The sequence below is a fragment of the Amycolatopsis orientalis genome, assembly GCF_000943515.2.
GTDB classification, from domain to species: Bacteria; Actinomycetota; Actinomycetes; order Mycobacteriales; family Pseudonocardiaceae; genus Amycolatopsis; species Amycolatopsis orientalis.
On record NZ_CP016174.1, the window covers coordinates 4978558 to 5005158 of the forward strand.

At 68.1% G+C, this 26601-nt stretch carries 26 protein-coding genes; 6 read left to right on the plus strand and 20 right to left on the minus strand.

Annotated elements, in window-relative coordinates:
• Positions 1–14 precede the first annotated feature (14 nt).
• The 5 genes from SD37_RS21785 to SD37_RS21805 are packed head-to-tail and all read right to left on the minus strand — an operon-like array spanning position 15 to position 6469.
• A complete protein-coding gene (locus SD37_RS21785; RefSeq protein ID WP_044856460.1) occupies positions 15–1778 on the minus strand; it encodes a glycoside hydrolase family 35 protein in 1764 nt (587 codons plus the stop codon).
• Positions 1771–3315: an arabinosylfuranosidase ArfA gene (gene arfA / locus SD37_RS21790; RefSeq protein ID WP_044856461.1), complete on the minus strand. Its 1545-nt coding sequence runs from the start codon at positions 3313–3315 to the stop codon at positions 1771–1773. The genes SD37_RS21785 and arfA overlap by 8 nt, the downstream gene beginning before the upstream one ends.
• 3 nt (positions 3316–3318) lie before the next feature.
• Entirely contained in the window at positions 3319–4653 is a 1335-nt protein-coding gene (locus SD37_RS21795; protein ID WP_044856526.1) for an ABC transporter substrate-binding protein, read from the minus strand.
• Positions 4654–4676: 23 nt separating this feature from the next.
• Positions 4677–5540 (minus strand): carbohydrate ABC transporter permease, encoded by an 864-nt coding sequence (locus SD37_RS21800; protein ID WP_044856462.1) that lies wholly within the window; start codon positions 5538–5540, stop codon positions 4677–4679.
• Positions 5540–6469, minus strand: a complete 930-nt coding sequence (locus SD37_RS21805; protein WP_083255037.1) for a carbohydrate ABC transporter permease — start codon at positions 6467–6469, stop codon at positions 5540–5542. The genes SD37_RS21800 and SD37_RS21805 overlap by 1 nt, the downstream gene beginning before the upstream one ends.
• Before the next feature lie 141 nt (positions 6470–6610).
• On the opposite strand from SD37_RS21805, the gene SD37_RS21810 reads away from it, so the two are divergent.
• Positions 6611–7606 carry a LacI family DNA-binding transcriptional regulator gene (locus SD37_RS21810; protein WP_044856463.1) on the plus strand — a complete coding sequence of 332 codons (996 nt, stop codon included), beginning with the start codon at positions 6611–6613 and terminating at the stop codon, positions 7604–7606.
• Here the strand turns inward: SD37_RS21810 and SD37_RS21815 are convergent.
• Together SD37_RS21815 and SD37_RS21820 are read right to left on the minus strand one after the other, a co-directional pair.
• Positions 7603–9066, minus strand: a complete 1464-nt coding sequence (locus tag SD37_RS21815) for an SDR family oxidoreductase (protein WP_044856464.1) — start codon at positions 9064–9066, stop codon at positions 7603–7605. The genes SD37_RS21810 and SD37_RS21815 overlap by 4 nt on opposite strands.
• A 48-nt stretch (positions 9067–9114) precedes the next feature.
• The gene (locus SD37_RS21820; protein WP_044856465.1) at positions 9115–9588 is read right to left on the minus strand and encodes a MarR family winged helix-turn-helix transcriptional regulator; all 474 of its coding nucleotides are present in this window, start codon (positions 9586–9588) and stop codon (positions 9115–9117) included.
• 106 nt (positions 9589–9694) lie between these two features.
• Here SD37_RS21820 and SD37_RS21825 point away from each other — a divergent pair, with 106 nt between their 5' ends.
• Complete coding sequence (locus SD37_RS21825; protein ID WP_044856466.1) at positions 9695–11782, plus strand: MMPL family transporter; 2088 nt, start codon at positions 9695–9697, stop codon at positions 11780–11782.
• Positions 11783–11814: 32 nt separating this feature from the next.
• Here SD37_RS21825 and SD37_RS21830 read toward each other — a convergent pair whose 3' ends face one another.
• Genes SD37_RS21830 through SD37_RS21850 form a run of 5 tightly spaced genes read right to left on the minus strand, consistent with a single transcriptional unit; the run spans position 11815 to position 15603 of the window.
• Positions 11815–12117 carry a DUF1905 domain-containing protein gene (locus SD37_RS21830; RefSeq protein WP_044856467.1) on the minus strand — a complete coding sequence of 101 codons (303 nt, stop codon included), beginning with the start codon at positions 12115–12117 and terminating at the stop codon, positions 11815–11817.
• Positions 12118–12163: 46 nt separating this feature from the next.
• Positions 12164–12799, minus strand: a complete 636-nt coding sequence (locus SD37_RS21835) for a TetR/AcrR family transcriptional regulator (RefSeq protein ID WP_044856468.1) — start codon at positions 12797–12799, stop codon at positions 12164–12166.
• Position 12800: 1 nt separating this feature from the next.
• The gene (locus tag SD37_RS21840) at positions 12801–14009 is read right to left on the minus strand and encodes an NAD(P)/FAD-dependent oxidoreductase (RefSeq protein ID WP_044856469.1); all 1209 of its coding nucleotides are present in this window, start codon (positions 14007–14009) and stop codon (positions 12801–12803) included.
• A 2-nt stretch (positions 14010–14011) separates the two neighbouring features.
• Positions 14012–14206, minus strand: a complete 195-nt coding sequence (locus tag SD37_RS21845) for a ferredoxin (protein ID WP_044856470.1) — start codon at positions 14204–14206, stop codon at positions 14012–14014.
• A complete protein-coding gene (locus tag SD37_RS21850) occupies positions 14203–15603 on the minus strand; it encodes a fatty acid desaturase (protein WP_044856471.1) in 1401 nt (466 codons plus the stop codon). The genes SD37_RS21845 and SD37_RS21850 overlap by 4 nt, the downstream gene beginning before the upstream one ends.
• A 192-nt stretch (positions 15604–15795) precedes the next feature.
• Between SD37_RS21850 and SD37_RS21855 the strand changes: the two genes are divergently transcribed.
• The gene (locus tag SD37_RS21855; RefSeq protein WP_044856472.1) at positions 15796–16809 is read left to right on the plus strand and encodes an SdiA-regulated/phytase-like domain-containing protein; all 1014 of its coding nucleotides are present in this window, start codon (positions 15796–15798) and stop codon (positions 16807–16809) included.
• Between the two features lie 102 nt (positions 16810–16911).
• Positions 16912–17367 (plus strand): ester cyclase, encoded by a 456-nt coding sequence (locus SD37_RS21860; RefSeq protein ID WP_044856473.1) that lies wholly within the window; start codon positions 16912–16914, stop codon positions 17365–17367.
• A gap of 52 nt (positions 17368–17419) precedes the next feature.
• Here the strand turns inward: SD37_RS21860 and SD37_RS21865 are convergent, their stop codons facing one another.
• The 4 genes from SD37_RS21865 to SD37_RS21880 form a co-directional block, all read right to left on the minus strand.
• On the minus strand, positions 17420–17611 hold the full coding sequence (locus tag SD37_RS21865; RefSeq protein ID WP_044856474.1) for a hypothetical protein: 192 nt from the start codon (positions 17609–17611) through the stop codon (positions 17420–17422).
• 150 nt (positions 17612–17761) lie between these two features.
• Positions 17762–18517: a ZIP family metal transporter gene (locus SD37_RS21870; RefSeq protein WP_044856475.1), complete on the minus strand. Its 756-nt coding sequence runs from the start codon at positions 18515–18517 to the stop codon at positions 17762–17764.
• Positions 18518–18588: 71 nt separating this feature from the next.
• Positions 18589–20823, minus strand: coding sequence for a catalase/peroxidase HPI (gene katG / locus SD37_RS21875; RefSeq protein WP_044856476.1), 2235 nt, complete (start codon positions 20821–20823; stop codon positions 18589–18591).
• 35 nt (positions 20824–20858) lie between these two features.
• Complete coding sequence (locus SD37_RS21880) at positions 20859–21290, minus strand: Fur family transcriptional regulator (RefSeq protein WP_037319824.1); 432 nt, start codon at positions 21288–21290, stop codon at positions 20859–20861.
• Positions 21291–22157: 867 nt separating this feature from the next.
• On the opposite strand from SD37_RS21880, the gene cmk reads away from it, so the two are divergent.
• Together cmk and SD37_RS21890 are read left to right on the plus strand one after the other, a co-directional pair.
• A complete protein-coding gene (gene cmk, locus SD37_RS21885) occupies positions 22158–22832 on the plus strand; it encodes a (d)CMP kinase (protein WP_044856477.1) in 675 nt (224 codons plus the stop codon).
• Positions 22833–22924: 92 nt separating this feature from the next.
• The gene (locus SD37_RS21890) at positions 22925–23356 is read left to right on the plus strand and encodes an HIT family protein (RefSeq protein ID WP_044856478.1); all 432 of its coding nucleotides are present in this window, start codon (positions 22925–22927) and stop codon (positions 23354–23356) included.
• Here the strand turns inward: SD37_RS21890 and SD37_RS21895 are convergent, their stop codons facing one another.
• The 4 genes from SD37_RS21895 to SD37_RS21910 are packed head-to-tail and all read right to left on the minus strand — an operon-like array spanning position 23357 to position 26508.
• On the minus strand, positions 23357–23986 hold the full coding sequence (locus SD37_RS21895; RefSeq protein WP_052675167.1) for a class I SAM-dependent methyltransferase: 630 nt from the start codon (positions 23984–23986) through the stop codon (positions 23357–23359).
• The gene (locus SD37_RS21900; protein WP_145926690.1) at positions 23977–24744 is read right to left on the minus strand and encodes a hypothetical protein; all 768 of its coding nucleotides are present in this window, start codon (positions 24742–24744) and stop codon (positions 23977–23979) included. The genes SD37_RS21895 and SD37_RS21900 overlap by 10 nt, the downstream gene beginning before the upstream one ends.
• A complete protein-coding gene (gene thiL / locus SD37_RS21905) occupies positions 24741–25805 on the minus strand; it encodes a thiamine-phosphate kinase (protein ID WP_044856480.1) in 1065 nt (354 codons plus the stop codon). The genes SD37_RS21900 and thiL overlap by 4 nt, the downstream gene beginning before the upstream one ends.
• A complete protein-coding gene (locus tag SD37_RS21910) occupies positions 25795–26508 on the minus strand; it encodes a hypothetical protein (protein ID WP_145926691.1) in 714 nt (237 codons plus the stop codon). Before SD37_RS21910 ends, thiL begins: the two co-directional genes overlap by 11 nt.
• Positions 26509–26601: the final 93 nt, after the last annotated feature.

The window sequence follows — 26601 nt, forward strand, 5'->3', positions numbered from 1 at the left end:
GATCCGTTTGCCGATCAGGCTTCGGTGTGTCCCAACAGCGGCCTCGGCACGAACCGCGCCTCGGGTTCGAGCATCGTGTCGAGTTCGAGCACGACGAGATCGTTGGTGCCGGCCTTGACCACCGGGCGCGGTACATACAACGTCCTTTGTGGACCCCGGCGCCAGTAGCGGCCGAGCAGGAACCCGTTGATCCAGACCAGGCCCTTACCCCAGAGCGCGGTGTCGAGGAAGAGGTCGGCGGCCTCGTCGAGCTCGAACCCGCCGCGCACCACCACCGGCCCGGACAATGGTCCCGCCGGGCTCTCGTCCGTGGAGACCTCCGGCAGGAGATCCGGCAGCGCGGCGACGTCGATCGGGACGACCTCCCAGCCGGTCAGCGGTTCACCGTGCAGCCGCGCGCCGCCGATGATCCCCTTGGCCTCGCCGATCCGCTCCCCGTAGTTGACCCGGCCCTGATCCTCCACCAGCACCAAAAGTTCACCGTTCGCCCGGGGCAACCGGATCGCGCGGTCGTGGTGCTCGCGCAGGAGGGTGCCGAGCCGGTCGCCGTCGAAGAACACCGTCGCCCGGTCGCGCACCTCGCAGAAGGTCAGCACACCCGGCCGTTCGGCGGCGATGGTCGTCCGCAGGAACGCCAGCCGGGGCGTCGGGGTCAGTTCGTCGAACGTCGGCAGGATCTCGTGCGTCTGCGCGGTCCCCCAGCGCCGCGGCGAATCGAGCAGCCAGGCGGGGTCACGCAGGGCCGCGACCGGTGTCGGTGCCGGGCGGGCCTCGGGCGGCACGCTGTCGGGGACCTTGTGATAGCGCGCGATCACCTCGCGGAAGGCGTGGTACTTCGGCGTCGGGTCGCCGGCCTCGTCGAGCGGCGCGTCGTAGTCGTAGGAGGTGATCAGCGCCTGGTAGACACCCTTGTCGTTGGCGCCGTTGGTGAGGCCGAAGTTGGTGCCGCCGTGGAACATGTAGAGGTTGACCGACGCGCCCGCCGCGAGCAGCGCGTCGAGATCCGCCGCGGACTCGGCGACCGAGGTGGTGTGGTGGTGCGCGCCCCAGTGGTCGAACCAGCCGTTCCAGAACTCGCTGCACATCAGCGGACCCGTCGGCTGATGCTCCCGCAGGGTCTTCATCCGCGCGGTGCTCTGCGAACCGAACGACGCCGTCCGGTGCAGCACCCCGTCGAGACCACCGTTCGCCAGCATCTCGTCGGTGGGCTGGTCCACCGTGGTCAGCGGGACGGTGATCCCGGCCGCGCGGGTGTAGTGGGTCAGCGCGGCCAGATACCGCTTGTCGGAACCGAAGGCGCCGTACTCGTTCTCCACCTGCACGAGCAGCACCGGTCCGCCCTGGTCGATCTGGTGCGGCGCGACCACGCGGAACACGTCTTCCAGATAGCCGCGGACGGCGGCGAGGTACCGCGGTTCGAACTCGCGGACGCGGAGTTCGGGGTCCCGCAGCAGCCAGGTCGGCAGGCCGCCGTTGTCCCACTCCGCGCAGATGTACGGCCCCGGCCGGACGATGGCGTACATCCCGGCCTCGGCGATCAGCCGGAGGAACCGGTCGAGGTCGAGGCCGCCGGAGACGTCGAACTCGCCCTGTTCCGGCGAGTGCGCGTTCCACGCGACGTAGGTCTCGATGGTGTTGAGCCCCATGCGGCGGGCCTTGTCGATGCGGTCAGCCCAGAGGTCGGGGTGTACGCGGAAGTAGTGCAGGGCCCCGGAAATGATCTGGAACGGTTTTCCGTCGAGCAGGAAGTCGTTCTCGCCGATGCTGAACTCAGGCATCCCGGACCACCACCGTGGCCAGCCGGAGCGCGGTCCAGGAAAGGGGCGGGAGGGTGGCGGTGATGATGGTTCCTTCCGGATCGTGCCCGGCCGTCACCCCGGGCAACGGGACGGGCCGGACTGGTTCTGCGGTGGCGGAGTTCGTGAGGTGGCGGTCGTGTCCGTCCGGGACCGCGACGGTCCAGGTCTCCTCGATCGCCAGCCGGGCGCCGCGGACACGCAACCGCACTTCGGTCGCGGACACGGTGGAGCGGTTGGTGAGGAAGACGGCACCGTGGCCGTCCTCGTCGAAGGTCGCCGCGGCGTCGACGACGTCGACCCGGCCGTGGAGTCCTGTGTGGACGGTGGCACCCTCGACGGTCAGCCGCAGGCTGTTCCCCTTGGCGAGCGCCGAAACCAGGCTGAACGGGTAGAACGTCGACTGCCGCCACGCCGGGCCACCGGGTTCGGTCCGGATCGGCGCGATGACGTTCACCAGTTGCGCCTGGTTGGCCATCGTCACGCGGTCGACGTTGCGCAGCAGGGAGCCGAGCAGGGAGCCGACGACGACCGCGTCGGTGACGGTGTAGTCGTCCTCGATGATCCGGGGATGCTCCCGCCAGCCGCCGCCGATCAGGTCGTGCTGCTCGACCTCGTTCCAGCGGCGCTGATCCCAGACGTTCCACTCGTCGACGCTGATGCCGATCTTCTTGTCCAGGCCGGCTTTCCCGAGGACGTCGTCGATGATCCCGGCGGTGGTGCGGATGAAGCCGTCGAGTGCGCCGGCGCTGGCCAGGTAACTCGCGACGTCGCCGTCGTGCTCCTGATAGTAGGCGTGCAGGGACAGGTGGTCGACGAGCGCCGCGGTGTGCTCCAGGACGGTGCGCTCCCAGTACCCGAACGTCGGCATGTCACTGCTCGAACTCCCCGCGACGACGAGTTCGACGCCCGGGTCGATCATCCGCATGAGCCGCGCGGTCTCGGCGGCGAGGCGGCCGTACTCGTCGGCGGTCTTGTGCCCGACCTGCCACGGCCCGTCCATCTCGTTGCCGAGACACCACAACCGGAAGCCGAACGGCCGGTCGGCGCCGTTCGCGCGACGCCGTTCGCTCAGTTCCGTGCCGCCGGGGTGATTGCAGTACTCGAGGACGTCGGCGGCCTCCTGGATCCCGCGGGTGCCGAGGTTGACCGCGTACATCACCTCGACGTCCGCGGCTTCGGCCCACGCGGCGAATTCGTGCAGGCCGAAGCGGTTCGGCTCGACACTGTGCCAGGCGGGATCCAGCCGGACGGGACGGTCCTCCACCGGCCCGACACCGTCCTCCCAGCGGTACGCGGAGACGAAGTTGCCGCCGGGATAGCGGACGACGGACGGCCCGAGTTCACGGACCAGGCCGAGGACGTCACCCCGGAACCCGCGATCGTCCGCGGTGGGGTGTCCCGGCTCGAACAGTCCCGTGTAGACGGACCGGCCCATGTGCTCGGCGAACGAGCCGAACAACCGCCGCGGTACCGGGCCGATCGCCTCGGAGACGTCGGCTTCGATCTGGATGCCCACGCCTCACCCCGCGCTGACGGTGAAGCCCTGCTGGTTGCCGTAGTCCACGAGCGCCTGCTGCCAGGCGTTCAGACCGGCGTCGAGCGAGGTGCCGTTGAGGTAGGCCTTGCCGACGGTGTCACTGAAGACGCTGTTGGCGTAGGTCTGGTAAGGCAGGTAGGTCCAGCCCTTCGCGACGCTCTTCGACGCGTCGTTGAGCACCTGGTTGATCTTCTGCCCGCCGAAGTAGGGATCGGCCGCGTCGAGGAAGGCGGGCGAGTTCAGGTCGGCCGTGGTCGCCGGGAAACCACCGCTGGCGATGAACGGCTTGACGCCGTTGCCGTGGTTGAGCCAGCGGACGAACGCCGCGGCCAGCGCCGGGTTGCCGCTCTGCTTCAGCACCGACTGCGTGCTGCCGCCGTTCTCCGCGGTGACGGGCTGCCCGTCGTAGGTCGGCATCGGGGCCACCGCCCACTTACCAGCACCGCCGGGGACCGAGGACTTGAAGTTGCCCGGCATCCAGGCACCGGTGACCAGCGAGGCGATGGTGCCGTCACCGAGCGCGCGGAACCAGTCGTCGGACCACTCCTTGATCGGCGCGAGCAGCTTGCCCTCGACCAGCCGGTTCCAGGTGGCGGTCCACTTCTTGGTACCCGCGTCGGCCAGGTTGATCTTGACGTTCCGGCCGTCGGCGGTGAACGGCTTGCCACCGGCCTGCCAGATCATGCTGGTGGCGAAGCCGGGGTCGCCGGTGTCGGAGGTGATGTACTTGCCGGGGTCGGCCGCGTGCAGCTTCTCGGCCGCGGCGACGTACTCCTGCCAGGTCTTCGGCACGGCGATGCCGTGCCTGTCGAAGACCTCTTTGTTGTAGAACAGCGCCATGGGGCCGGAATCCTGCGGGAGGCCGTATAGGCCGTTATTCACCCGGACACTGGACCAGGTCGAGGGCGCGTAGTCCTTCTCGAAGGAGCCGAATCCGTACTGGTCGAGATTGACCAGCGAGTCGGTGAGCGCGAACTGCGGCAGCGCGTAGTACTCGATCTGGGCGACGTCGGGTCCCCCGGTGCCGGCCTTGATCGCGTTCTGCAGCTTGGTGTACTGCTCCTTGTTGGTACCCGCGTTGACGTAGTTGACCTTGACGTTCGGGAATTCCTTCTCGAACGCCGCGACCTGGTCCTTGGCCGACGGGGTCCAGCTCCAGTAGGTGATCGTGCCGCCCGCCTTGAGCGCGGCGTCGACCGAATCCTGCGTCCCGGTGGCGGTGGCCGGGCCGCCCGCGCCGGACGAGCAGCCGGCGGCGAGCGCCACGGCCAGTGTCACGGCTGCGACGACCTTGACGCTTCTACGGATGCGTGACATCGAGTGTCCTTTCGGGACGGTGTTCATTGCTTGACGCTGCCCGCGCTGAGGCCGGACTGCCAGTAGCGCTGCATGAGCAGGAAGGCGAGGACGAGCGGGATGATGGTGAGCAGGGAACCGGTCAGCACCAGGTGATAGACCGGCTGCGCACCGGCACCGGAGGCCTGCGCGCTCCACTGGTTGAGCCCGACGGTGAGCGGATACCACTTCGGTTCGCTGAGCATGATCAACGGCAGGAAGTAGTTGTTCCAAGTGGACACCATGGTGAAGAGGGCGACCGTGACGATCCCGGGCACCAGCTGGCGCAGCGTGACGGCGAGGAAGATCCGCATCTCCCCCGCGCCGTCGATCCGCGCCGCCTCCAGCAGTTCGTCCGGGATCGCGTCGGCGGCGTACACCCAGATCAGGTAGAGCCCGAACGGGCTGATCAGCGACGGGATGATGATCGCCAGCGGGGTGTTGGTGAGGCCGAGTTTGCTGAACATCAGGAAGGTCGGCACCGCGAGCGCCGTGGCGGGGACGGCGACCGCGCCGAGCACGACCGCGAACACCGCGCGGCGGCCGGGAAAACGGTACTTCGCCAGCCCGTAGCCCGCGGCGGTGGCGAGGATGGTCGCTCCCCCGGCGCCGACGACGACGTAGAGCAGCGTGTTCCCCAACCAGCGCAGGAAGATCCCGTTGTCGTAGGTGAAGGTCTCGCCGATGTTCTCGAACAGCGCGAACGGCCCGCCGAACGCCAGGCCCGACGTGGTGAACAGGGCGGGCTGCGTCTTGGTCGCGTTGATCACCAGCCACACCAGCGGAACCAGCGTGTAGATCAGGTACAACGTCATCACCGCGGTGAGGACGCGGGATTTCCGGGGCCGCGTCACCGAAAACGTGGCCATCACATTTCCTTCCGGGAGCCGCGCAGCTGCACGACATAGGCGATGATCGCGGTGATCACGCCCATCACGATCGCGACGGTGGCGGAGTAGTTGTACTGCTGTCCGCCGAAGGAAAGGTTGTAGGCGTACATGTTCGGCGTGTAGAAGGTGCCGATCACGTTGGGCGCCAAGGTGCGCATGATGTTCGGCTCGTTGAACAGCTGGAAACTGCCGATGATCGAGAAGATCGTCGCGATGACGATCGCTCCGCGCAGCGCGGGCAGCTTCACGCTCACGATGGTGCGGAACGCGCCGGCGCCGTCGATCGCCGCGGCCTCGAACTGCTCCTTCGGGATCACCTTGAGCGCGGAGTAGAAGATGAGCATGTTGTAGCCCACGAACTCCCAGGTGACGACGTTGCCGATGGACGCGAGCATCCAGTTGTCCGACAACGGTTTCACCACGTCGCGCCCGAGCAGGTGGTTCAGGTCGGCGGCCAGTCCGAAGTGGTCACCGTAGATGAAGCCCCACATCAGCGCGGCGACCACGGCGGGCACGGCGTACGGCAGGAAGATCACGACCCGGAAGAAACCGGACGCGTGCAGCCGCGCGCTGTCGATCGCCAGCGCCGCGATCAGCGCGAGCACCAGCATGATCGGCACCTGCACGGCGAGGAACACCAGCACCCGCAGGAAGGAGTCCCAGAACTTCGGGTCGGCGAGCACCTGGGCGTAGTTGTCCCCGCCGACGAACGTCGTGCCACCGAAGAAGGCCTGGTCCCGGAAGAGGCTCAGGACGAAGGCGTAGACGATCGGCGCCAGGAAGGTCAGCGCGAAGACCAGCATGAACGGGGCGACGAAAAGCCAGCCGCGCCAGTTGCGGCGGGTGCGGCGCACGGTGGCCGCGCGACGAGGTGGCGCTTGTGCGGGCGCGACCGCTGTGGACGTCATCGTCCCCTCCGGATTCCCCGAGCGAAACCGCGACTCGGCGAAATGTTTACGTCAACATCAGACCGGCGGAGGGTATCGTGTTGACGTAAACATGTCCAGAAGAACCCCGAGGAGACCACAGTGGCCGGACGCGGGCCGTCGATGGCCGACGTGGCAAGGGAAGCGGGGGTGTCCGGCCAGACCGTCTCCCGGGTCGCGAACGGCAGGTCGAACGTCGACGAGGCCACCCGCGAACGGGTGCTCGCGGCGATGCGCCGGGTGGGCTACCGGCCCAACAGCGCCGCCCGCGCCCTGCGCAACGGCCGGTTCCGCAGTATCGGCGTGATCATCGCGGCGCTGTCGACCTTCGGGAACAGCCGCACACTCGACGCCGTCGCCTCGGCGGCCGCTGTCGAGGGGTTCACGATCGTCCTGATGCCGGTGACCAGGCCGTCCCAAGGCGAGGTGTCGGGCGCGTTCAGCAGACTGGACGAACAGGCAGTCGACGGTGTCATCATCCTGATCGAGCAGCATCAGCTGGACCAGAGCGAGATAGAACTGCCCCACGGGCTGCCGGTCGTCGTCATCGACGCGGGCGGGCGCCGCGACCATCCGGTCGTGGATTTCGACCAGGCCTCCGGCGCCATCGCCGCGACCCGGCATCTGCTCGACCTCGGGCACGAGACCGTCTGGCACGTCGCCGGTCCGCCCGAGTCCTACGCTGCCGAGCGCCGCCGGAAGTCGTGGCAGGAGACACTGGAAGACGCGGGGCGGGAGGTGCCGCCGCCGCTCACCGGCGACTGGTCCTCGCGGTCCGGATACGAGCACGGGGTCCGGCTCGCGGGCGATCCCGCCGTCACCGCCGTGTTCGCCGCCAACGACCAGATGGCGCTCGGCCTGCTCCGGGCGTTCCACGAGAAGGGCCGCTCGGTCCCCGGCGAGGTGAGCGTGGTCGGCTTCGACGACATGGACGAGGCCGCCCACTTCTGGCCGCCGCTGACCACCGTCCGGCAGTCGTTCGACGAGGTCGGGAAGCGGGCCGTGGCCGCGCTGCTCGCCGAGATCGCCGACGAGGGCGCGGCGGGCGCGATCAGCGTGCCGACCGAACTGATCGTCCGGTCCAGCACCGCGCCCCCGGGGCGTGGGTCCCGCGTTTAGTCCTCTGATGGCGTTCGCGCGGCACCGGTGATGTTGCGGACCATGCCGCCGAAGATGACGCCGTGGAACGGCGCGATCCCCTTCCAGTACGCGTGCCCGGCGAAACCGTGCGGTTCGAACACCGCCCGCTGGCGGTAGATCGTCCCACCGTCCTCAGTGGACTCGACGCCGAGTTCGAGCCAGGCCCGCCCTGGCAGCTTCATCTCCGCGCGCAGCCGCAGCAGGCGTGGCCGGTCGAGGTATTCGACGCGCCACCAGTCCAGTGCCTCGCCGAGGTGCAGCCGTCGCGGATCCCGGCGGCCGCGCCGTAGCCCGGCACCGCCGACGAGCCGGTCGGCCCAGCCGCGGACCGACCACGCCAGCGGGAACGAGTACCAGCCGTGCTCGCCGCCGATGGACTCGATGACGTCCCACAGCGCTTCCGGCGAGGCGTCCGTCTTCTGCTCGCGCTTGTCCTCGTACACGGTCCCGCCCGCCCACTCCGGGTCGCTCGGCAGCGGATCCGAGGGCGCGGACGCCGTCGACGCGTCCGACCACCGGGTCGGCACGTCGGCGTTGCGGATCCGGGTGAGCGCCAGTTCGACGGCGTGTTCGTAGTGGGTCAGGCCCGCTTCCGGATCGGGGATGTGCTCGGCGATCGCGTGGTCGTGACAGACCACCTCGTGCACCAGCGATTCGATCAGCGGGACGGCGATCGACTTCGGCACGGGCGTGACGAGATTGACCCACTGCGCCGAAAGCCACGGCGTCAGCACCGGCACCGGGACGACGGCTCGCCGGGGCAGCCCGGCGACGACGGCGTAGCGGCGCATCATGTCCAAATAGGTCAGTACGTCGGGGCCGCCGATGTCGAAGGCACCTTGCACGTCGGACGGCAGCTCCGCGGCGTGCACGAGGTAGTGCAGCACGTCGCGGATGGCGATCGGCTGGATGCGGCTGTGCACCCACCGCGGGGTGATCATCGCCGGCAGCCGCTCGGTCAGGTACCGCAGCATCTCGAAGCTCGCCGAACCGGAACCGATGATCACCGCGGCCTGCAGGACGACGGCGGGGACACCGGATTCCAGCAGGACCCGCCCCACTTCGGCCCGGGACGCGAGATGCGGCGACAGCTCTTCGTCGTCGGGCACGATGCCGCCCAGGTACACCAGCCGCCCGACGCCCGCCGTCTTCGCGGCCTCGGCGACCGTCCGGGCCGCCTCCCGGTCGACGTCGACGAAGTCCTTGCGCGCCAGGGAATGCACCAGGTAGTAGACGACCTCGCCGTCGGTCAGCGCCCGCTCGATCGACGGCGGATCGGTGACGTCGCCGCGTTCGACCTCGACGCGGTCACGCCACGGCTCTTCGGCGATCTTCTCCGGGGACCGCGCCACCACGCGCACCTCGTGGCCCGCGTCGAGCAGTTGCGGCACCAGCCGTCCGCCGACGTATCCCGTCGCACCGAGCACCACACATCGCATTCCCCGAGTCTTCCCGGCGAAGCCGCGGCGCGCAGCCCGAGTGGCCCGTCAGGGTGCCAGCCGTCCCCGGACCTCCACCGTCGCGGCGATGCTGCTGCGGAGGAACCGGGCGACCGTCCGGCGCTCGTCCTCACCCAGGTCCCGCCACGCGGCGGAAAAGCGCTCACCCAGCGGCAGGAAGAACTCGGCACCGATCCGGCGTGCCTGGTCGTGCATGCGCAGTTCGACCTTGCGCCGGTCGGTCGAGCTGCGGTCCCGGTAGAGGTGGCCCGCCCGTTCGAGCCGGTCGAGCACCGACGTCGTCGCGGACGCGCTGAGGTGCAGGGCCTCCGCCAGCCTGCTCGGGCTCATCGGTGTGCCCATCCTGGCCGCGTCCATGATCACCGCGAGCGCGTTCAGGTCGGTCCGGTGCAGGCCGTGCGCCTCCCCGAACATCTCGGCGAACCGGTCGGATTCGACGGTCAGCTGCCGCAGCAGGAGGACGAGCAGGTCGTCCGTGACCTGTTCGGCGTCATCGGCCATGCCCGGAATCTCCCCTCACCGCGCCCCGTCCGGGTGAACACTCTACTATTTCGATGGTCGAACTATTCACTCGTCGAAGTAGCGTCGCCACAGGAGCCATCCGCCCATGATCTCGGAAGTCGAACGCCCCGCACGCACGCGGTCACGTCTGCGCTGGCTGCTCCCCGCTCTGGTCGCGGTCGCCTGGCTGATCTTCGGCGGGTTCAGCGGCCCGTACGCCGGCAAGCTGAGCCAGGTCACGGAGAACGACAGCAGCAGTTTCCTGCCTGCTTCGGCCGAGGCCACCGAGGTCGGCGAACTCCTGAAGCAGTTCTCCAGTGCCACCGTCATCCCCGCGATCGTCGTCGCCGAACGGCCGTCGGGCCTGACCGACGGCGACAAGCGGTTCCTCGCTGACCGGACTTCTCAGGCCAGGCTCATCCCCGCCCCGGGCAGTGCCGCCGCCGCGCAGGTGGTCGTACCGCTGGATGCCACGGGCGACCCCGGAGACGGCGTCGAGACCCTACGCGACGCGCTCGCCCGCGAGACGCCCGACGGTTTGAAGGTGCTGGTGACCGGCCCCGCCGCGCAGGTCGCCGACCTCAAGGAGGCGTTCGGCGGGATCGACGGGCTGCTGCTCCTGGTCGCGGGCGCGGTGGTCGCGCTCATCCTGATCATCGTCTACCGAAGCCCGCTGCTGCCCTTGCTCGTCCTGCTGTCGGCCGTGTTCGCCCTCGGGACGGCGAGTCTCGCGGTGTACCTGCTCGCGGACAACGACGTCCTGGCGTTGAACGGGCAGAGCCAGGGGATCCTCTTCATCCTCGTCTTCGGCGCCGCCACCGACTACGCGCTCCTGATGATCTCGCGGTATCGCGAAGAACTCCGGACGACCGACGACACCCGCGAGGCCCTGCGCACCGCGTGGCGTTCGACGATCGAGCCGATCGCGGCCTCCGCCGGGACCGTGATCCTCGGCGTCCTCTGCCTGCTGTTCAGCGACCTGAACTCCAACAAGGGACTCGGTCCGGTCGCCGCCATCGGCATCGGCGCCGCCTTCCTCACCACCGTCACGTTCCTGCCCGCCGTCCTGGCCCTGTGCGGGCGCAACGCCTTCTGGCCCTTCCGTCCGGCGGTGACCACTTCCCGCGAAGAGACCGGCGGGCTTTGGGGCCGCGTCTCCGGCTGGGTCGCCCGCGCTCCCCGCACGATCTGGATCGTCACCACCGTCGTCCTCCTCGCGGGCGGCGCGTTCCTGCCGCAGCTCAAGGCTTCCGGCACCGCGCAGTCGGACGTCTTCCTCACGCCGGTCGACTCCGTCGCGGGCCAGGAGGTCCTCTCCCGCTACTTCCCCGGTGGTTCCGGCTCCCCCACGGTGATCATCACCCCGGCGGCGCAGGCCCAGACGGTCGCCCGGTTGGCGCGCGTGCCCGGCGTCTCGGACGTACGGCAGGGCACCGAAGCGGGCGGCCTCGCGAAGATCGACGCCGTACTGGCCGATCCCCCGGACTCCGACGCCGCCGTCGCGACGGTCGAACGGATCCGCGCGGCCGTGCGGCCGGTCGAGGGCACGAAGGTCGGCGGGCCGACGGCGACCCTGCTCGACACCAGGACGACCTCCGAGCACGACCGGATGGTGATCATCCCGATCGTCCTGGTGGTGATCTTCCTGGTACTCGCCCTGCTGTTGCGCTCACTGCTGGCACCGCTGCTGCTGATCGGCACGGTGGTGCTGTCCTTCGCCGCGACGATGGGCGTCTCGGCGCTGGTGTTCAACCACGTCTTCGACTTCCCCGGCGCCGACCCCGTCGTCCCGCTGTTCGGCTTCGTCTTCCTTGTCGCACTGGGGATCGACTACAACATCTTCCTGATGACGCGGGTCCGCGAAGAGGCGGGCAGGATCGGCACGCGGGAAGGGACGCTGCGCGGACTGCGCGTCACCGGCGGCGTGATCACCTCCGCCGGCGTCGTGCTCGCCGCGACCTTCGCCGCGCTGGCCGTCCTGCCCATCCTCTTCCTGGCGCAGCTGGCGTTCATCGTCGCGTTCGGCGTCCTGCTCGACACCCTCCTGGTGCGTTCACTGCTGGTACCGGCTCTCGCGGTGGATGTCGGACGGAAGATCTGGTGGCCCTCGAAGCTGGCGAAAGCCGGGTGTCCCCCGCGCCCTGCCGAGGACGATCACCGCCTCAAGCGTGGCGCTCGCACCACCTCTACCTGACGACCCCGCTCGGCGAGAGCCTGCTCTGACGCTCAGAGGTCGATCAGCTCCACGGTCACTTTCGCTACATCCCCCTCCTCGATCCCTTCCGCCTTGCGGACCGCTTTCTTGACCGGCAGCACGTAGGCGCCTCGTTGGGAATCCGGGAAGATCGACGTCTTCCATTTGCTGCCACCGATGCCGACCTGGACTCGGACCGCGCCGAACCCGCGCCTCGGTCCGTCGGTGATCTCGCGGATCTCCTCGGAGACGTCCTTGGGCAGGCTGACGAAGGTCCAGGTCTCCTCGCGGCGGGCGTCCCACACCCAGAGTTCCGCATCGAACACGACGATCATCCGTGGAGGGTCGCACAAGGGACCGACAGTATCGCCGACAGCGGCGCTAGTCCCGCGAAGGATGCCGCAGTGAGCGGGTGGTGCTCGTGCCGAGTACGCGCGACGCCATCCAAGCGAGCCCGTCGGCCGTGCGTGCCGGGGTGTCCGACGGCTGCATGATGTGGCTCAGCACGGTCCGGACGACGACGTCGATCGCCACGTCCAACTGCGAGGCGTCCAGCGGCGGATCGTAGGCGCGGACGCGCCCGCGCAACATGACCGTCGCTTCGCTCAGCAAGCTGCCCGCCCGGACCGTCAGCAGCGGCAGCAGCTCGGTGTCGGCGCCGTGCGTGGCCGAGACGATGGCGCGCAGCAGGAGATTGTCGTCGGCGAGTTCGAGGACGCCGCGGACGGCGTCGTGGATCGCCTCGACGAGGTCGTCGGGGTGCCGTTCGAAGGCTTCCCGGACGACCGAGAGGAACCGGGCGAGTTCGTGCGAGATCATCGCTTCGGCCAGCTGGGTCTTGGAACCCAGCTCGTTGTAGACGGTCTGACGGCTGACGCCGACGATCTCCGCCAGCTTGCTCATCGTCACCGAGGACCAGCCGGAACGCACGGTCAGTTCGATCGCCGACGCGACGATCGGCTGACGGTACGGGCCACCCGTGACCGCGACTGACGGTGCCTCGCTCATGATCGTCATTCTAGGCCGCCGTCCCGGCCGCGAACGCCAGCGCCTCGGGCCACGGTGCCCGCCCGGCGATGTGGCGGCGGTACTTCATGATCTCGCGCGGCCGGTCGACGGTCAGCGCGCCGACGATCCGGTCCCCGCGCCGGTACAGCGCGGTGAACCCGCCGGAAGCCGGGACCGCGGTCACCACCTCGTCCGCGCGCGGCGTGCCGACGAACTGGATCCGGTGGTCGTACCAGTCCGACCAGAAGTACGGCACCGGAGTCAGCGCTCGCGCCGACTCCGGGGCGAGCGCGTGGCGAGCGGCCGCGGCACCCTGCTCCGCGGCGTTCGTCCAGTGCTCGAGCCGCATCGACTCGCCGTCGAACAACGGGTTCTCGACATGCGCGACGTCGCCCGCGGCGTACACGCCGGGGACCCCGGTCGCGAGCGTCGCGTCGCACACCACGCCGCCGTCACGCTCGTGCAGCGGCACCCCGCTCCCGGCCAGCCAGCCGGTCGCCGGGACGACGCCGATACCGGCGACCACCAGATCCGCGGGCAGCACCTCGCCGGTCGAGAGCCGGACGCCGGTCACCACGCCCCCGGCGGACTCCAGGCCGGTGACTTCCGTGGACAACCGCAGCTCCGTCCCCGCCTCCCGGTGCAGCGAGGCGCACACCGCACCGGCCTCGGCCCCGACGGATCGGGCGAGCGGCACGTCGAGCGCTTCCACGATCGTCACGGGCAGCCCGCGTTTCCTGGCCGCGGCGGCGACTTCCGAGCCGATGAAGCCCGCCCCGATCACGACCGTGCGCGCCCCACGATCGAGCGCGGACCGGATCGCGAGGGCGTCTTCAGCCGTCCTCAGCGGATGAACCCCGGCGATCCCCTCGCTTCCCGGCAGTCGCCGCGCGGTGGCCCCGGTCGCGATCACCAGCGCGTCGTAGGGCACGGTCCGGCCCGCCACCGACACCTCGCGGGCGGTGGTGTCGAGCCCCTCCGCGGGCTCGCCGAGCAGCACTTCGATACCCAGTTCGTCGCGCAGCACGGACACGCTGTGGAACGGCTCGACCCGTCCGGGTCCTTCCGCGCCGAGGAACGATTTCGACAGCGGAAGGCGGTCGTAGGGCGGGTGCTCCTCCGCGCCGATCAGCACGATCCGCCCGCGGTACCCGTCGCGACGCGCGGCCTCCACCGCGCGCAGGCCCGCCAGCGACGCTCCCACCACGACCAGGGCCATGGTCAGTCCCGCAGTTTCAGGGCGAGGACCGGGCAGGCGTCGACGGCGGCCGCCAGGTCCTGCCGGTGCTCCTCGCCGGGCCGCTCGTCGAGCACCACGACGGTGCCGTCGTCACCCACTTCGAAGAAGTCGGGTGCCATCGCCTCGCACATGCCCAGGCCGTCGCATTTCGCGCGGTCCGCCTCGATCTTCATCATGCTCCGACCCTTCCCGGTGCCACGAAATCGACCTTGTCCCGCACCCCGCAGTCGGGGCAGCACCACGAATCCGGGATCGCCGACCACGGCGTGCCGGCGGGGAAGCCCTCACGCGGGTCGCCGCGTTCCTCGTCGTACACGTAGCCACAGCCCGGGCACATGCCACCCTCGGTCGCGTCCCCGTGCGTGTCGGCGACCACCCGGGACGGTGCGGTGACGCGAGTTCCGTGGCGGGCCAGGATCTTGGCGCGTTTCGACGGCTGGATGTTGGCCCGGGAGATGTCGCCGTCGAAATGCGCGAGTACCCGCGGATCCATCACGCGGCGCCAGACCGGCGGGAACAGGGCCAGCACGATCATCCCGGCGTATCCCGTCGGCAGCACCGGTGATTCCGCGAAGTCGCGCAACGTCTGGTAGCGGCGGGTCGGGTTGGCGTGGTGGTCGCTGTGCCGCTGCAGGTGGTACAGCAGGACGTTGGTGGCGATGTTGTTGGAATTCCAGCTGTGGCTGGGATCCACCCGTTCGTAGCGGCGGCGGTTCGGCGGGCCGACCTTCTGCCGTCGCATGCCGTAGTGCTCCATGTAGTTCACGACCTCCAGCAACGAGAAACCGATCACGGCCTGGATCACCAGGTACGGCAGGATTCCCGGGCCCAGCCACACGGTCATCGCCGCCCACAGCACCGCCGACATCAGCCAGGCGTTGAGCACGTCGTTGCCGATCCGGAACGGATGCCGGTCGCGGCGCGCGTACCGCTTGCGTTCCAGGCCCCACGCCGATTTCAGCGAGCCGAACACCGTGCGTGGCCAGAACCGGTAGAAGCTCTCCCCCACCCTGCTGCTGGCCGGATCCTCCGGGGTCGCCACCCGGACGTGGTGCCCGCGGTTGTGCTCGATGTAGAAGTGACCGTAGAAGCTCTGCGCCAGCGCGATCTTCGACAGCCAGCGTTCGTGGCTCTCCTTCTTGTGTCCCAGCTCGTGCGCGGTGTTGATGCCGATACCGCCGATGCAGCCGATCGAGATCGCCAGGCCGACCTTGTCCACAACGGACAGATCGCCGCGGGCGATCAGCCAGAACGCGGCCACGAAGCCCGCGTATTGGATGGGCAGGAACGCGAAGGTGATCCACCGGTAGTAGCGGTCCCGCTCCAGCCGTTCGATGACGTCGTCCGGAGGGTTGTCGCGGTCCAGTCCGGCGACCAGGTCGATCAGCGGGACGACGAGGAGGATCACGATCGGCCCGATCCAGAACCACACGCCCCAGCCGGTGGCCGCGTGCAGCCCGATGGCGAGGAACGCGAGCGAAGGCACCACCAGCCCGATCAGCCACAGGTATCGCTTGCGGTCCGTCCATCGTTCGGTCGAGCCCGCCGGGACCGTGCCCGTCATCTCGCTCATCGCACCCTCCTCCGTTGGCTGGGTTTACAAAACTGTAGGTGATGTACACCCAGTTTGACAAGTCATCATCTTTTGTAAACCTGCCGTTGCTTCCCTTCGTAAGAATTCGGCGATATCTTCTCTTCGTTAGGAAACTTACTTAACTTGTGCACCACGCCGCGGTTCACCTTCGTCCGCCCCGGAGGAGCGCGAATGCCCCGATCACCCCGCACGATCCGATCCGCCGCCACGGCCGCCCTGTCCGTCGCCCTGCTGGCCCTGCCCGTCACCACCGCGACCGCCGCCGAGGCGGCGAACAGCCCGTGGCCGGGCTCGTCCGCGGTCACGAACGCCGACGGCTCGAACGTCCTCGGCGGCAACCTGAGCGGCCTGTCCTTCGAAAGCCCCAGCGTCCTGTGGGCGGTGAAGAACGGGCCCGGCACGCTGTACCGCCTCGTGCGCAACGGCACGAAGTGGCAGCCCGACACCGCGAACGGCTGGTCCTCCGGCAAATCCCTGCGCTACCGCGACGGCAAGGGCGACCCCGACGCCGAAGCCGTCGTGGCCACCCCGGACGGCGTGGTCGTGGCCACCGAACGCGACGGCGACAACGACAAGACGAGCGCGCTCAAGGTGCTCCGGTACGACGTGTCCGGTACCGCGAAGAGCCTCACCGCCAAAGCGGAATGGAACCTGACCGCGGACCTGCCGAAGGTCTCGGCCAACGACGGCCTCGAAGCCGTCTCCTGGGTTCCGGACAGCGTCCTCACCGCGAAGGGGTTCGTGGACGGGCGGACGAAGGCGCCGTACAACCCGGCCGGTTATCCCGGCCACGGCAGCGGCCTCTACTTCGTCGGACTCGAGAGCAACGGGATGATCTACGCCTACGCGCTCGACCAGGCCGGCGGCAAGTACACCCGTGTCGCCAATTTCGCGAGCGGGCTCGACTCGATCATGGAACTCGAGTTCGAGGCTTCGACCGGCAGGCTGTGGGCGGTCTGCGACGACAACTGCGGCGGTGACTCGACGACACTCGCCGTCTCCGCGACCGGCAAGTTCGCCGTGACCGGCACGTACGACCGGCCGGGCGGGATGCCGGACTACAACAACGAAGGCTTCGCCATCGCGCCCGCGTCGACCTGTTCCGCCGGGAGCAAGCAGGTGATCTGGGCCGACGACGGGAACGAAGGAGGCCACGCGCTCCGCGCCGGCACCCTGCCCTGCTGACCCCGCGACGCGCCTCGCGAGTGCCTCGTGAGTGGTAATGACGGTTAGAACCGTCATTACCACTCACGAGACGGGCGGTAGGCTCCGGATCATGGAGGAACAGTGATCACCGAAGACCTGCGCGAGCGGCGCCTCAAGATCATCGAAGAGCACATGGACACCGAGGTGACCCAGGAGTTCGACCGCACACTGGGCACTTTCAACGGTCATCCGCGTTACGAGATCATGGCGACCGGGCAGATCTTCGACGGCGGCGAAGAGGTCATGGGCTACTACCGCATGACCCGCACGGCCTTCCCGGACCAGCGGCACGAGAACGTCCGCTACCACTTCGCCGACGAAACGGTGATCGTCGAGTTCGATCTGCTCGGCACCAACCTCGGCGAGTTCTACGGCCGCCCGCCCACCGGCAAGGCGTTCCGCGTACCGATCATCGCGGTGTTCTTCTTCGACGACGACAGGATCACCAACGAGCGGGTCTATTTCGACGCCGCCGGCCTGATCACCCAGGCCGGGCATGCCGAACTGCTGACGATGCTCGCGGCGGGCGAAGCCTGAACCGGCGGTCACGTCTCGCGCCCGCCGAAGGACGCGAGACGTGATCAGCGGGTCACCTGGCTTCGGCCAGCGGCGGGACGACGCAGCAAGCACCGGTGAAACACCTGAAGGCGTCCACCCTCGCCTTGTCGGTCCAGTTGTCGAAGCGGTCGATCACGAGTTCGATCTCGCTGCCCGCCTTCGCGGTGTCGATCCCGAGGCCGGTGAAGAGCAGGGTGATGGTGTCGGCGGCTTTGTTCGTCATGCGACTCGCTCCCAGGCGTTCGGTGTTTCGTCGGCAGCGAAATCGTCCGTCACCAGGGCCTTCGCATCCAGTGCTATCCATCATCCCAGCTTCGTGCTTTTCGACTACGCCGAACGCGTGACAGCGTACGGCCGCCCGGGCTCCCCGCGCTCAGCCTTCGAGGCGCGAAAGGCCGAACGCGGTGAGGAAGCCCGCGACGGTGATCAGCCCGGTCCACAGGTGCGCGTCGTCGAAGGCCTCGGGGATCATCGTGTCGGCGATCATGGCGAGGATCGCCCCGCCCGCGAGTGCGGTGATCACGGCCATGACGGTGCCGGACGCGCCGCCCAGCAGCCCGTAGCCGAGCAGTGCGGCGACCCCGCTGATCACGGCGATACCACTCCAGAGCGCGAAAACATAGCGCGGACTCCGGCCGGCCCGCTTCATCCCGGCGGCACTGGAGAGTCCTTCCGGGACATTGCTGATGAAGACGGCCGCCACGGTCACGACGCTGACACTCCCACCGCCGAGCAGGCTGGTGCCGATCACCATCGATTCGGGGACGCCGTCCAGCAGCGCGCCGAGCGCGATGGCCGTACCGGAGCCGGCCTGCTCGGTCTCGGACGGCTGCTGGCCGCCCGAGCGTTTGCGATGACGCGCGCCTCTTTTGGCGAGCACGATATTGGCGAGGGTGTAGATCAGCGACCCACTCAAGGCGCCGAAGGCGGTCGGCAGGAAGCCGCCCCGTTCGTGCGCGTCGGCGATCAGTTCGAAGGACACCGCGGAGATCAGGACCCCGCTGCCGAAGGCCATCACGCTGGCCACGGCCCTGCTCGGAATCCGCACCAGGAACCCGAGCAGCGCGCCGAACAGCAACGCCGACCCGGCCAGCAGACCCCAGCCGCCCGCTTCGAGCACCGCGCCCATCCAACCCCCTCCAAAAGAAAACGTCCGGGCCCGCCGCGAAGCGCGACGGGCCCGGACGTCGGAGATCGAACTCAGACCAGGTCGTACCGGTCGAGGTTCATCACCTTGTCCCACGCCGCCACGAAGTCGCGGACGAACTTCTCCTTGGCATCATCGCTGGCGTAGACCTCCGCCACAGCGCGAAGCTCGGAGTTCGAGCCGAACACGAGGTCGGCCCGGGTACCGGTCCACTTGACCTCGCCGGTCGCGGTGTCGCGGCCCTCGAAGGTCTCCGCGTCACCGGACGCGGCGGTCCACTGGACGCCCATGTCGAGCAGGTTCACGAAGAAGTCGTTGGTCAGCGACCCCGGCTTCGCGGTGAACACGCCGTGGGTGGACTGCTGGGCGTTGGCGCCGAGGACACGCAGGCCACCGACGAGGACGGCCAGCTCGGGCGCGCTCAGGTTCAGCAGGTTCGCGCGGTCGATGAGCAGGTACTCCGTCGGGAGACGGTGTCCCTTGCCGCGGTAGTTGCGGAACCCGTCGATGGTCGGCTCCAGCGGGGCGAACGACTCGACGTCGGTCTGCTCCTGCGTCGCGTCGGTGCGGCCCGGGGTGAACGGCACCTTGATCTCGTGGCCGCCGTCCTTGGCGGCCTGCTCGACGGCGGCGACGCCACCCAGCACGATCAGGTCGGCCAGCGAGACCTTCTTGCCACCGGTCTGTGCGCTGTTGAACGACTCCTGGACGCCTTCCAGGGTCCGCAGCACCTGGGCCAGCGTCTGCGGGTCGTTGACCTCCCAGTCACGCTGCGGCTCGAGACGGATGCGGGCCCCGTTCGCGCCACCGCGCTTGTCGCTGGCGCGGAACGTCGAAGCCGACGCCCACGCGGTCGAGACCAGCTGCGAGACCGAAAGGCCCGAAGCGAGCAGCTTCTCCTTCAAGGAGGCGATGTCCGCGTCGTCGATCAGCTCGTGGTCGACGGCGGGCACCGGGTCCTGCCAGATCAGCGTCTCCTGCGGGACCAGCGGGCCGAGGTAGCGCTGGATCGGCCCCATGTCACGGTGGGTCAGCTTGAACCAGGCGCGGGCGAAGGCGTCCGCGAACTGGTCCGGGTTGTCCAGGAAGCGACGCGAGATCTGCTCGTAGACCGGGTCGAAGCGCAGCGCCAGGTCGGTGGTGAGCATCGTCGGCGGACGCGTGAGCTCGCCGGTCTCGGGGTCGGGCACGGTGTTCGCGCCCGCGCCGTCCTTCGGCTGCCACTGGTGGGCACCGGCGGGGCTCTTGGTCAGCTCCCACTCGTAGCCGAACAGGTTCTGGAAGAAGCCGTGGCTCCACTGGGTCGGCGTGGAGGTCCAGGTGGTTTCGAGACCACTGGTGATGGTGTCCCGGCCCTTGCCGCTGCCGAAGGAGTTCTTCCAGCCGAGGCCCTGCTCCTCGATCGAGGCGCCCTCGGGCTCCGCGCCGACGTACTCGTCGGGGTTCGCCGCGCCGTGCGCCTTGCCGAAGGTGTGGCCGCCGGCGATCAGCGCGACGGTCTCCTCGTCGTTCATCGCCATCCGGCGGAAGGTCTCGCGGATGTCGCGGGCCGCGGCCAGCGGGTCCGGGTTGCCGTTCGGGCCTTCCGGGTTGACGTAGATGAGACCCATCTGCACGGCGGCCAGCGGGTCTTCGAGTTCGCGGTCACCGGTGTACCGCTCGTCGCCGAGCCAGGTGCGCTCCGGGCCCCAGTACACGTCCTCGTCCGGCTCCCACACGTCCGCGCGGCCACCGGCGAAGCCGAAGGTCTTGAAGCCCATGGTCTCCAGGGCGCGGTTGCCCGTGAAGATCATCAGGTCGGCCCACGAGATCTTGCGGCCGTACTTCTTCTTCACCGGCCACAGCAGGCGGCGGGCCTTGTCCAGGTTGCCGTTGTCCGGCCAGCTGTTGAGCGGGGCGAACCGCTGCATGCCGGCGCCCGCGCCACCGCGGCCGTCCTCGATGCGGTACGTGCCCGCGCTGTGCCACGCCATCCGGATCATCAGGCCGCCGTAGTGGCCGAAGTCCGCGGGCCACCAGTCCTGCGAGGTGGTGAGGACGGCGTCGACGTCCTTGGCGAGTTCGTCGAGGTCGACGGTCTTGAACTCGGCGGCGTAGTCGAACCCGGCGTCCATCGGGTCGGAGGCGGCGGAATGCTTCCGGAGGATCTTCAGGTTGAGCTGGTTGGGCCACCAGTCACGGTTGCCCGCCCCTTCGGTGGGGTGGTTGCGGCGGCCCGACGAGACGGGGCAGCCGCCCGCGCTCTCTTCGTTCATTTCGCCGACGACGGCGTCCGGGCTGTCAGACACGGGAATCCTTCCGGAGTATTCGAGCTTTGCAGGGCTCAGGAACGGGCTTTCGTCGCGCAGTCGGGACACAGGCCCCAGTAGATGACCTCGGCCTCTTCGATCACGAAGCCGTGGTCGTCCGACGCGCTCAAACAGGGTGCGGGACCGACGGCGCAGTCGACATCGGCGATGACACCACATGATCGGCACACGACGTGGTGGTGGTTGTCCCCGACCCGGGACTCGTAGCGTGCCACGGACCCGGCCGGCTGGATGCGCCGGACGAGGCCCGCGGTGGTCAGTGCCCGCAACACATCGTAAATCGCCTGGTGAGAGACCTCACCGAGCTCCGCGCGCACGGCACCGATGATCGAGTCGGTGTCGGCGTGCGGATGGTCGCGTACCGCTGTCAGCACGGCCACCCTGGGACGCGTCACGCGCAGGGCGGCCCCGCGCAGCATCCGCTCGAAGTCCGGGGTCGTGGGCACCGCCGCAGTCTGGCCCATTTTCTGGAATGAATCAAGTTCGTGGATCCCGGGCGTGTCCCGCCCGCTTCACGCGGGCTTCACGGGGTGCTCCGCGAGCCGCCTGGCCCTTCAAGGGCGGTTGCCACTACTGACGTCATCTTTGTGGCTTTCGTTACAAAAACCATTCGGAGATTTTGCCCCCAGGACATCCGGTTTGCGGAAAAACATATTCTCTCGGCACCGTTTGCACTTTTCCCGAAAAGACCCGAGCGCCCTGCCCGCGCGGCCCCGGCTACTGGTCTGGACCTGCACTGAACCTTTTCACCCGGGGGTTCCGAGGGAGCGAGGCGCGCTGCGGTCTCGAGTGACCGGCCAAGGTCGCGACGGGCGTGACTGAAGGGAACTTTCCCCTCATCTCACGCGACGAAGGGCGCTTTCACCGCATGCGATGCGGGGAAAGCGCCCTTCAGCCCCGAGCCATACCAGGTTGAGACGGCTCAGTGCGGGATGTCGCACGTAGTCGACTACTTGCGAAGTCAGGCCTGGTCGTGAGTGGCAAGTGTCGCTAGAACGACACTTGCCACTCACGACCCCGGCACCACCGAAGTGCGAACTCCTGGCGAAACTTCCTCTCGTGGCAAGGAGTTCACTCGACCGCTTACGACCGCGCGGTGCGCTTTCCGCCGTCGGAGAGCACTTTGGTTACGCATCAACCCATCCGGGGCTCATCGAATACCCTGTACGGGTGAGCGAGTATCACCAGAGCGTCGCCAACTCGCCTCTCGACCGTACGCAAGACGTTGCCACGTACCGATTCCTTCCGTGGTAGCGTCTGCGCCCTGCTCATTCGATCCAACTCCGGCGCCCGCTCACCAGCAAGGAATTGACATGCCCGAACCAGGCGTCAGCACGGTCATCGCGGTGGACGGGCCGGCGGCGGCGGGCAAGACCTCCACCTGCCTGGCACTGGCGGAAATCTTCGGCCTGCGCTACCTCGAAAGCGGCCGGACTTATCGCATTATCGCCTTCGAAGCGCTGCGACGCGAGATTCCTGTCGACAATGCGCGCGAGGTCACCGGCCTCTGTGATGACCTGATCAGGGAAAGCCGCTCCGCCGGACTGCTGACGTCCGAGCGCTACGCCCCGGACAAACTGCGGGCGACCCCGGTCAACGTGGCCGTTTCGGCCGTGGCCAAGATCGCGGACGTCCGGCAGCGCGTCACCAGCCTCATCAGGCTTTGGGCCAAATCCCAGGCGCAGTGCGTCATCGAAGGACGGGACATCGGCACCACGATCTTCCCCACCGCGCCCGTGAAGTTCTACCTGACCGCGACACCCGAAGTCCGGGCGATGCGGCGAGTACGCCAAGAACGGGCCGGCTCCTACGAGAACGTGCTCGAAGACGTGATCCGCCGGGACGAAGCCGATATGTCCCGCGCGGTCTCGCCGTTGGCAGCCGCCGAGGACGCCATCAGGATCGACACCTCCGGTCTCACTCTCGATCAGGTGGTGAGCCGGATGTCTTCGGCGTGTCTCAACCGAGGCTTAGAGATCAACCGATAGTGCGAGTACGCTTTTGCTTTGTCTGCGACGAAGCTAAGTTGACCACCGGGTATGACTTCAAGTGATCGATCAATGACAAGGAGTATTTAGTGATGGAACCGGCGATGGCGAAAGAACACGAAGCCGAGCCGGCCACCGGCAAATGCCTCTTTTGTCAGATTCATGATCCCGACGTCAATGACCTGGTGATCAATGGCGACGAAATCTACGTCCGCTGGGACAACTACCCCCTCGCCAAAGGTCATGTCGAAGTCGTCCCGAAAAGACATGTCGAGTCCTACTTCGACCTCACCAAGTCCGAACATGCCGAGGTCTACACTCTGATCAAGCAAGCAAGGCAACGGATCGAAGAACAGTTCCAGCCTGCCGGTTACACCATCGGGGTGAACGAAGGAAGGGCCGCGGGCCGGACCATCGACCACTTGCACATCCATCTGATCCCGCGCTACGAAGGCGATGTGGCGGACCCCCGGGGCGGCATCCGCCAGATCCTGCCGGGGATCGACCCCGACGAATGGGCCTGATCAGGTCTTCACCGCCTCCACGACGAACCAGTCACCTCTGCCGCTCGGCAGCACCTCGGCCGTCCCGAAGCCGACGGCGTGCAGTTCTTCGAGCACGGATTCGGGCCTGCGCAACGAAAACCATCGCGCGGACGGCATCCGGACGTCCCGTACCCATCCTTCGCCCTCCCCCGCCTTGAGGCTGATCGCGGCGACCCCGCCCGGCGCGAGCACCCGGTGGATTTCGGAGAAGGCAGCGGGATGTACCCGGCGTGGCAGATGCAGCACGCTCGCACAAGCCCACACGCCATCGAACACCCCGGCCGCGAGCGGTAACGCCAGCAGGTCGCACTGCACCGAACCGAAGACACCGCAACGGCCCCGGGTGATCCGCAGCATCTCCTCGCTGACGTCACCCGCGAGCACAGCCGCGCCCAGCCCGATCAGATACTCGGAGTCGCGTCCCGCGCCACAACCGAGGTCCAGGACCACACCGCCGGGGAGGGCCCCGAAAAACCGGGCCAGCTCCCGATCAAGACCGGGGAACATGTCGAGCGTCCCGGTGGTCCGGACGTAGATCGCGGCATGCTCGTCATAGGTCCGGCGAGTCTTCGAGACGAGTGCGCGCAGATCCTCGCCGTTCAGGTGCATTCGAAATCCTCACGGCCCACGGCCATCCCCAGGTTGGTCATCTCCTCGAGCAGCTGCCGCCGGTTGAGCACTTCGTGACCACGGCCGGCGTCGACGCTCACGCAGCCGACGAACTTGTTGCGCCCGCTCCTGATCGGGGTGACGAAAAGCGCGGTTCGATGCTTGAGCGCCTGGAACTGCTCCCAGGACAGGTTCATCACCGATTCCTTGCCGTGCCGCGCCACGTGGTCGTCGTATTTCGCCGGGTCGGTGAGGGCCGCGGCCAGCGGCGCGACGTCGATCGCCACCTCACGATCGTGGAGCCAGCACAGTCCCACCGCGCCGACACCGCGGACCGGCGCGAAGGTCCGGGTCGCCGGAAAGGATGACATCCGATAGGAGGAGAGGCGCTTGAGCACACCGTGGACCGGATGCCGCAGAGTCCGCTTCCGCCGCCACAGATGGAGGGCCAGATCGCCGATTTCCAACGGCGGCTCGATTTCCGCACTGATCTCCAGCAGCCTGCCGAAGGTGGACAGCACCCGGCGGCGCATGATGACATTCCGGTCCACGAACGAACGCCGCCGCCAGCTTTCGAACGGAGTGAACGCGCCGAACACGCCGGCCACCACGAGAAAGATCAACAGCAGATAGCCGCGGCCACTCAGGAGAGAATCCCAGAAAGCCTTCGACGGAATGTTGTAGGCCTTGCCCGCCAAGAACAACGTCGCCGAAAGCAGGATCACCTTGTCGGCGGCCTTGGCCGTCATCCGGCTCATGCCTTCCCGTCGCCGCCGCCCTGGTGCCGCCACGCCTTTCCGGGCAACGCCGCACGGCTGCCGTCCTCGCCCACCAGTACCACTTCCTGTTCCTCGACGACCTCGCCGATCCGGTGGAAATCCACCGATTCCGCGAGTTCGTCCACCCGGCAGGGCGGCACGGTGAAGACGAGTTCGAAATCGACCGAATCGCCCAGGACCAGGGCCAGCGGCTCCACGCCGACGTGCGCGGCCACGGCCGCCACGGACCCCGGGACGGGGACCGCCCGCTCGTCGACGGCGATCCCGACACCGCTGAGGTCGGCGATGCTCAGCAAGGTGGCCTTCAGTCCGTCCGAAGTGTCCTGACAGCTCCTGACCACCCCGCTGGCCGCGAGCGCGAGTCCTTCGCCGATCCGCGCCACCGGTCGTTTCCAGTTGGCGAGCAAAGACGGAAGGAGCCCTTCGATCACCGGGTCCGGAATCCCCGCCCGCAGATAGGCCATCGCGGCGCCGGCGAGCCCCGTCGGTGCGGTGAGGCATACAACGTCACCCGGTTTCGCCCCCGACCGCAGCAACGCACCGCCCGCGGGGCACACACCCAGCGCCGAGGCCGCGAGGATCAGCCGTTCCGCACCGCCGATGTCACCGCCCACGTTGGGACAGCCGAACGCGGCGCACGCGTCGTGGATACCCTTCATGACGAATCCGAACAGGACGTCGTCCATCTCGGCCGGATACCTGACCACCGAGAGCAGGCCGATCGGTTTCGCCCCCATCGCCGCGATATCGCTCAGGTTGGCCGCGACCAGGTAGTACCCGAGGTCGTACTCGTCGAGGTGGCCCATCTCGTACAACCTGAACTTAGGGCCGCGGACGTAATCGGTGCCCACCACGAGATCGTGGTTCCCGGTCAGCCGGAAGACCGCGCAGTCGTCCTGGTCGTCGGCGCCTGTGATCAGCTCCACCCGGCTGCCGTCCGGGGCCGCGACCGGGGTGAACGCACCGGCCTGCCGGGCGAACAGCGGCACGATCGTCTCGGCGAGGCGGGTCGGCTCGTCGGAGAAGTTCTCAGCGGACACGGGCCACCTCCGCATCGGCGGTCATGACGGTCTCGCCGAGTTTCCCCGGCCAGTAGTCCACCATTCGCATGGTCTCGCGGAGCGCGGCCTTCCGCATCACCACCGCGTAATCCCATTCGGGTTCTTCGATCGCCAGCACGGCTCCGACGATCGAGCGCAGATACTGCCTTTTCTGTTCGCCGGTCGGCCGATAGACCCGATATTTCTCCCGGTACACACGAAGGAAATAAGCCGAAGAAGGCCACGGGGGGAGTGCGAGTTCGCCGAGATCGCCCAAATCCAGGTAAGTGAGGGAATCCCCGACAAGGAGAGCGTCGACGGCGTCGCCGTCGACGGGGAGGAAATGCAGATGCGCGTGTGTGATGCAGGCATGGCTTCCCTGCCCAGCGCTCGACCCATGCTCCAAGATCAGCGGTTCACCGAAGGTTTCCCGGTACAGGGGCAGGAAACCGGCCAGAAGATCGCGGACCTCCGCCACGTGGAGGGAAAGTACCTGCGCGAACGACAGGTAGTGGCTGGACGGCAACAGCAGAAGATGCCCGAGGACGAGCGGTGACATGTCGGCCATTAAGGTCAAACTTTCCGTCGAATATATTAGTCGTGACGGTGGGTCGCCTTCGTAGAAACGGGTGAAGGACGTGTCACCCGAGCCCGAAAGCTCCTCACAGAAATCCGCGCCCGCGCACTGCACGGTTTCGATCATGTCTCCCCCTGCCGCTCGTCCTGGCCATCGTCGATCAGGGCACCTGGATTTTTGCGCACCGATATGGCGGACTTGAACGGTCAATGCGGAGAT